Source organism: Mycobacterium sp. (assembly GCF_049683355.1).
GTDB lineage: Bacteria > Actinomycetota > Actinomycetes > Mycobacteriales > Mycobacteriaceae > Mycobacterium.
Genome location: NZ_JBAUJB010000280.1, coordinates 1 through 6,337, shown reverse-complemented (window position 1 = coordinate 6,337; position 6,337 = coordinate 1). Strand labels below are relative to the sequence as shown.

Sequence of the window (6,337 nt, the reverse complement as noted above, 5' to 3'; positions counted from 1 at the left end):
CCACTACCACCACCGCCGCCACCGCCTCCGGGTGCGCCGCCACCACCCCCTCCACCGCCCCCACCCCCTCCACCGCCGCCGGTCTACGTGCCGGCGCCGAACGTCGCCGTCTGCGCAGACGTGGGCCGCCGGATCAGCGTCGGGGGCTGTATCTAGGTGGATATCTAGGTGGATATCTAGGTGGACCGATCGTCATTCGACCGGCTGTTCGACATGACAGACCGGACGGTCATCGTCACCGGCGGCACCCGGGGCATCGGGCTGGCGCTGGCCCAGGGATATGTGCTGGCCGGGGCGCGGGTGGTGGTGGCCAGCCGCAAAGCCGAGGCGTGTGAGCAGGCGGCCCGGTACCTGCGTGACCTCGGTGGCGAGGCGATCGGCGTGCCGACCCACCTCGGTGAGGTCGACGACCTCGCCACGCTCGTCGCCCGCACGGTGTCCGAGTTCGGCGGGGTGGACGTGCTGGTGAACAACGCCGCCAACCCGCTGGCCCAGCCGCTGGGACAGCTGACGGTCGACGCGCTGACGAAGTCGTTCGAGGTGAACCTGCGCGGCCCGGTGTTCCTGGTCCAGGAGGCGCTGCCGCACCTGAAGGCCAGCCCGCATGCCGCGGTGCTGAACCTGGTGTCGGTCGGCGCGTTCATCTTCGCGCCGATGCTGTCGATCTACGCGGCGATGAAGTCGGCGCTGATGTCGTTCACCCGCTCGATGGCCGCCGAGTTCGCCAGTGACGGCATCAGGGTCAACGCCCTGGCGCCGGGCCCGGTGGACACGGACATGATGCGCAAGAACCCGCAGGAGGCCATCGACGGCATGGTCGCCGGAACACTGATGGGCCGGCTGGCCTCGGCCGACGAGATGATCGGCGCGGCACTGCTGTTGACGTCGGACGCCGGCAGCTACATCACCGGCCAGGTGATCATCGCCGACGGTGGCGGTACGCCCCGCTAGCCGCTGTCGCGGTGGTCGAGACCGATCAGCGGGCGCAGGAGCGGCGCCTGCTGCGGGTAGACGATGGCGGGTCCGACCCACCGGGACAGGAACTCACGCAGTTCGACGCCGGTGCGCTTGGGGTTCCCGGCGTCGATGAGGAACGAGTTGAGCACACGCAGCGAGAATTCGTTCAGCTCGTTGAGGGCGGGCTCGTCGAAACCGTGGGCCACCCAGTCGACGTCGAGCCGGTGCAGCAGCGAACGGCCGAAGGTGTACGCGGTGTCGGAGGTGAAGGAGCCGCCGACCGAATGCGCGCCGCGTTGGCTGAGCAGGAAACCGATCTGCGGGTCGTCGGCCAGCGACTCGATGGTGAACGCCATGCCCTCGACCATCGCGGTGACGGGGTCGGTCTCGCCGCGGACCCGTCGTTCCAGGCGTCCCAGGAACCCATCGGCCTGCTGCATCGCGCAGGCGACCAGCAGGGTCTCGGTGCTGGGGAAGTAGCGGTACACGGTCTGGCGGGTGACGCCGAGGTCGCGCGCCACGTCGGCGATGCGCATCGAGGATCCGCGTTCGGCGACGATCCGCTCGGCCGAGCCGAGGATGCGCGCGATCGCCTCCTCGTCCGACGCAGGAGGATTCCCGGACCAACCGTGGCTTCGCATCGCTGTCCCCTTTCTCCGCCGGCTACTTCTTGCGCAGCACCGCTGCGGCGGCCTCGCGCATCTCGCCGCTCGTCGAGGACAGGATCTGGCTGCGGTTCTCCAGGTGCAGGCAGCTTCCAGACTCGAGGCCTCCAGGTTGGCCCACAGCACCTGCTTGGTCGACTCCACGCCGAATTTTCCGTAGCCGCACAGAGTCTCAGCGATCGACATCGCCTCGTCGGCCACCGGATCCGCGATCCGCGATACCAGGCCCAACCGCAGCGCCTCGTCGGCGTCGACCGCGCGCGCCGTCAGGATCAGGTCGAACGCAGGGCCCGCTCCGACGACGCGCGGCAGGGTGTAGCTGACCCCGATGTCACAACCGCCGAGTCCGAGCTTGATGAACTGGGTGCAGAACCGCGCCGACGGCGACGCGATCCGGATGTCGCAGGCCAGCGCGATGCCGAAGCCGCCGCCGTAGGCCACGCCGTTGACCGCCGCGATCACCGGTTGGCGCAGTCGGTGGATCTTCGCGGTGAGGTCGGCGATGCGCTCCTGCCACCGCATGCCGGAACGCGGGAACTCGGTGCCGCCGCCGGCCTCGGCGGGGCTCGGTGCGGACAGGTCGAGGCCCGAGCAGAAGCCGCGTCCGGCACCGGTGAGCACCACCACCCGGCAGGTGTTGTCGACGGCGACCGTGTCGAGTGCCCCGTGCAGCTCTTCGACCAGCTCATAGGACAGCGCGTTGAGCTTGTCCGGCCGGTTGAGGGTGAGGACCGCGATCTCGGGCCTGGGGCGGGTGACTTCGAGGGTGGACGCCATGGCGTCACGTTAACTGCTGCGCCAGCCCGCCACGCCGACGGTGATCATCCGCAGTTGTTTGATGGCAACGCGCCTGATCTCCTGGATGGTCGCCGGATCGTTGGTGTCCTCCAGGGACTCGGCGATCACGATCATCGAGTTGACGAAGACGCTGGCCAGGATGTTGAGGTCTTCGCTGCTCCAGGTGTTCAGACCCGGGAAGCGGGCCAGGTCGATCGCGAGTTCTGAGGTGATGAGCCGGATCTCGGTGCGGATCGCATACCTCAGTACCGCGACGCCGGTGTTGCGCTCGCGCCCGATGAAACGCCAGTGTTCCCGGCGTTCCTGAACACCGTCGATGAGGATGTCGACCGAGGACTCGATGACGCGGTTCGGGTCGAGCTTGCCGGCGCGGGCTCCCCGCAGCATGTCGCGCAGGGCACGGAACGATTCGTCGATCAACACCAGCCCGAGCGCTTCCATCGACTCGAAGTGCCGATAGAACGCGGCGGGCACGATCCCGGCCTCCCGGGTCACCTCGCGCAGGCTCAGCGCGCCGAAGCTGCGCTCGTCGAGCAGGTGCAGTGCCGCGGCGACGATCGCCCGTCTGGTGGCTTCTTTGCGCTGGTCGCGCGACAGGGTCTCCTTGGCGCTGCTGCGGGAGGAGTCCCTCGAACGCCTGCTCGAATGGCTCGAGCGTGAGCTGGGCGTACGGTCGTTCACTGTGTGAAAGGTACCACAGCCTGGCGATATCTCTTGACGTACTGGCTCGATGAGGCGCACGGTGTACACATGTTCACTGAAACGTTGACCAAGCGACGGCGAGGGTCCGCACTGCTGGACCTGCTCACCGGTCCGCACGGCGTCGACCGCTTCACCGAGCTTGTCGACCCCACCTGGACGCGCGGCGAGGCCCGCGCCCGAATCGTCGGGGTGCGGCGCAGCACCCCCCGCAGCGTCACACTGACGCTGGAACCCAACCGTGCATTTGCCGGATTCCGCGCCGGCCAGCACATCAACCTGTCGGTCGAGATCGACGGACGTCGCCGCACCCGGCCGTACTCGCCGGCCAACGCCGAGAACGACCGGTACGTCGAGCTGACGATCGGCCACCACGAGGGCGGCCTGGTGTCACCCTTCCTGTTCGAGCACGCCCGGACGGGAATGGTGGTCGGGCTGGACTCCGTCGGCGGCGAGTTCACGCTGCCCGCGCGTCCGGCGGGACGCATCCTGTTCGTCTCGGGCGGCAGCGGGATCACTCCGGTGATGTCGATGCTGCGCACGCTGCGCGCGCAGCGCTACACCGGCGACGTCACCTTCATCCACTACGCCCGGTCCGCCGAGGAGGCCTGCTACCGCGACGAGTTGGCCGAGATCGCGCGTGCGATGCCGAACGTCACGGTGCTGCACGGCTACAGCCGCTCTCCGGAAGGTTCGGACCTGCACGGCCGCTTCACCGCCGAGCATGTCGAGTCGGTGATCGCCGACCACGTGTTCGTGTGCGGGCCGCCCGAGCTCGCCGACGCGGTCCGGTCGATCTACCCGGAGGCGGCGGCGGAGAGCTTCGTGCCGCCGGTGTTCTCGGGCGAATCATCCGGTGGCCGAGTGATGTTCGCCGACAGCGGCGTCGAGATCACCGACGACGGCCGGCCACTGCTGGACCAGGCCGAGGCGGCTGGTCTGACACCGGAGAGCGGCTGCCGGATGGGCATCTGTTTTTCCTGCACCCGACGCAAGACCACCGGTGCCGTGCGCAACGTGATCACCGGTGCGGTGTCGAGCACCGAGGAAGAGGACGTGCAGATCTGCGTGTCCGCCCCCGTCGGCGACGTCGACATCGCTTTGTGAACCCCGAAGCCCTGTAAACCCCCCGCCGGAACGGTATTCCAGCAGCGGTTTTCCAAGTAATCCCCGCTCTGGATGCAGTCTCGACGATACCGAGAGGTGACAAACATGACCGACACCCTGGAAACCCCGACCACCCCGACTACCCCGCAGGCCAAGACCCTCGAGAAGATGGTCGGGGGACAGAAGATCACCCTGACCCCCGAGCAGGCCGACGAATTCGGCCGCGAGCTCGACGCGCTCAAGGACAGCGTCATCGACGACCTCGGCGAGCGTGACGCCACCTACATCCGCAAGATGATCAAGGCGCAGCGTGGGCTCGAGGTCGGTGGGCGCGCGCTGCTGTTCGGCGGCATCTTCCCGCCGTTCTGGTTGGCCGGCACCGCGATGCTGGGCCTGAGCAAGATCATCGACAACATGGAGATCGGCCACAACGTCATGCACGGCCAGTACGACTGGATGGGCGATCCGGCCATCTCCAGCAAGAACTTCGAGTGGGACACCGCGTGCCCGGCCGACCAGTGGCGCCACTCGCACAACTACATGCACCACACCTACACCAACATCGTCGGCCTCGACCGCGACATCGGCTACGGCATCCTGCGGATGAGCTCGGATCAGAAGTGGCGGCCGTACTACCTGGGCAACCCGGTGTATGCGTTCCTGCTGATGGCGCTGTTCCAGTACGGGGTGGCGCTGCACGAGATGGAGAGCGAGAAGATCGCCTCCGGTGAGATCACGCTGACCGACAAGCGCGAAATCCTCTCCGGCATCTGGGCCAAGACCAAGAAGCAGACGCTGAAAGACTATGTGGCGTTCCCGTTGCTCGCGGGGCCGTTCGCGCCGTGGGTGTTCACGGGCAATCTGACCGCCAACCTGATGCGCAACGTGTGGTCGTACATGATCATCTTCTGCGGGCACTTCCCTGAGGACGTCCAGGAGTTCTCGATCGAGGAGACCAAGGCCGAGACGCGTGGGCAGTGGTACTTCCGCCAGATCCTCGGGTCGGCGAACCTCACCGGCGGCAAGCTGTTCCACATCTTGAGCGGCAACCTGTCGTTCCAGATCGAGCACCACCTGTTCCCGGACATCCCGGCCTTCCGGCACGCGGAGATCGCGCCCAAGGTTCAGGAGATCTGCGAGCGCTACGGCGTGCCGTACAACAAGGGCTCCCTGCCGCATCAGTTCGGGACCGTGGTGCGCAAGATCGTCAAGTTCGCCCTGCCGTTCTAGTCCTCCGCCTTCTTCGCCCTCTTCGCCGGAACGGTATTCCACGCGGTCGTCAGTCGACGATTTGCGCCTGGAATACCGATCCGGCGCTGGTCTGGACGTAGGCCTTGTTGGGCCGGCGCGGGCGTGATGAAGTCTGCGTGAGTCGGGCAATTGTGCGGAAGGAATGTGGTGATGCGTGCTGCGTTCGCGGCGATGACGGTCTTGGCGGCAGGTGCTCTCAGCGGAGCGGGGGTCGCGCTGGCGCAACTGGCAGTACCCGGCGCCGGCGAGTTGACCTCCGATCTGCAGCAGGTGCTGAACACCGGTGCGCCGGCCTCCGAGCGGGCCGCGCTGCTGGCGGGCGGCGAGGCGGCGGTGCCCACCGCCGACAACATCGCCAACCGGTTGAACACCTACGGCGGCATGGTCAACTGGCAGGTGCAGAACCCGCTGCTCAACGGCGATCGGCTGGACGCGCAGATCGCGGTGACGATCCCGATCTTCGGCACCAAGACCCACCACATTTACTGGGTGAGCCAGGATGGTGACTGGAAGCTGTCGAACCCGTCGGCCTGCGTCATCGCCACCGACGTCGCGGGTGTCGACTGCCCGGTCTGACTCCGCGGCCGCCCGATGGCCCGCTGCGGAGGCATCATCACCGAGATCAGTGACGACCGTGGTGCTCCTTCGTCGCTCATTCGCCGGCCCCGAACGGTGAAACGCGTTCGGCCAGAGGCGGATTGAGGCGAGCAGCTGTCAGGCTGCTTGGTCTTGCGGTGGTGCGGGGCCGCCGGGTTGGCCGGGTTCGCCGGCGCGGGTCGCCTCGCCAGGTTCGCCGGGTTGAGTGGTGCGGGTCGGTTCGGCCGGTTCGTCTTTTCCGGTGGTGTCTGCAGGCGCGGGCT

At 67.4% G+C, this 6,337-nt stretch carries 6 protein-coding genes and 2 pseudogenes; 5 read left to right on the top strand and 3 right to left on the bottom strand.

What is annotated here, in order from left to right:
• A pseudogene (locus WA944_RS16565) lies at nt 1-156 on the top strand (RNA-binding protein); the annotation flags it as partial.
• Between the two features lie 24 nt (nt 157-180).
• A complete protein-coding gene (locus WA944_RS16560; RefSeq protein ID WP_526370154.1) occupies nt 181-951 on the top strand; it encodes an SDR family NAD(P)-dependent oxidoreductase in 771 nt (256 codons plus the stop codon).
• Here WA944_RS16560 and WA944_RS16555 read toward each other — a convergent pair.
• The 3 genes and pseudogenes from WA944_RS16555 to WA944_RS16545 all read right to left on the bottom strand — a co-directional run bounded on the left by WA944_RS16555 (nt 948) and on the right by WA944_RS16545 (nt 3,101).
• Nucleotides 948-1,598 (bottom strand): TetR/AcrR family transcriptional regulator, encoded by a 651-nt coding sequence (locus WA944_RS16555; RefSeq protein WP_526370152.1) that lies wholly within the window; start codon nt 1,596-1,598, stop codon nt 948-950. The genes WA944_RS16560 and WA944_RS16555 overlap by 4 nt on opposite strands.
• A gap of 22 nt (nt 1,599-1,620) precedes the next feature.
• Nucleotides 1,621-2,399, bottom strand: a pseudogene (locus WA944_RS16550) (enoyl-CoA hydratase/isomerase family protein).
• A gap of 9 nt (nt 2,400-2,408) precedes the next feature.
• Nucleotides 2,409-3,101 carry a TetR/AcrR family transcriptional regulator gene (locus tag WA944_RS16545; protein WP_526609150.1) on the bottom strand — a complete coding sequence of 231 codons (693 nt, stop codon included), beginning with the start codon at nt 3,099-3,101 and terminating at the stop codon, nt 2,409-2,411.
• Nucleotides 3,102-3,170: 69 nt separating this feature from the next.
• On the opposite strand from WA944_RS16545, the gene WA944_RS16540 reads away from it, so the two are divergent.
• From WA944_RS16540 to WA944_RS16530, 3 genes are all read left to right on the top strand, one after another.
• Complete coding sequence (locus WA944_RS16540) at nt 3,171-4,226, top strand: ferredoxin reductase (RefSeq protein ID WP_526372998.1); 1,056 nt, start codon at nt 3,171-3,173, stop codon at nt 4,224-4,226.
• Between the two features lie 105 nt (nt 4,227-4,331).
• Nucleotides 4,332-5,456, top strand: coding sequence for a fatty acid desaturase family protein (locus WA944_RS16535; RefSeq protein ID WP_526372997.1), 1,125 nt, complete (start codon nt 4,332-4,334; stop codon nt 5,454-5,456).
• Nucleotides 5,457-5,627: 171 nt separating this feature from the next.
• Nucleotides 5,628-6,053 carry an MTB12 C-terminal domain-containing protein gene (locus WA944_RS16530; protein ID WP_526372995.1) on the top strand — a complete coding sequence of 142 codons (426 nt, stop codon included), beginning with the start codon at nt 5,628-5,630 and terminating at the stop codon, nt 6,051-6,053.
• Nucleotides 6,054-6,337 lie beyond the last annotated feature (284 nt).

Coding starts and splice junctions, on each gene's coding strand:
- WA944_RS16555 (WP_526370152.1), bottom strand. CDS start 1,598: ATGCGAAGCCACGGTTGGTCCGGGAATCCTCCTGCGTCGGACGAGGAG.
- WA944_RS16540 (WP_526372998.1), top strand. CDS start 3,171: ATGTTCACTGAAACGTTGACCAAGCGACGGCGAGGGTCCGCACTGCTG.
- WA944_RS16535 (WP_526372997.1), top strand. CDS start 4,332: ATGACCGACACCCTGGAAACCCCGACCACCCCGACTACCCCGCAGGCC.
- WA944_RS16530 (WP_526372995.1), top strand. CDS start 5,628: ATGCGTGCTGCGTTCGCGGCGATGACGGTCTTGGCGGCAGGTGCTCTC.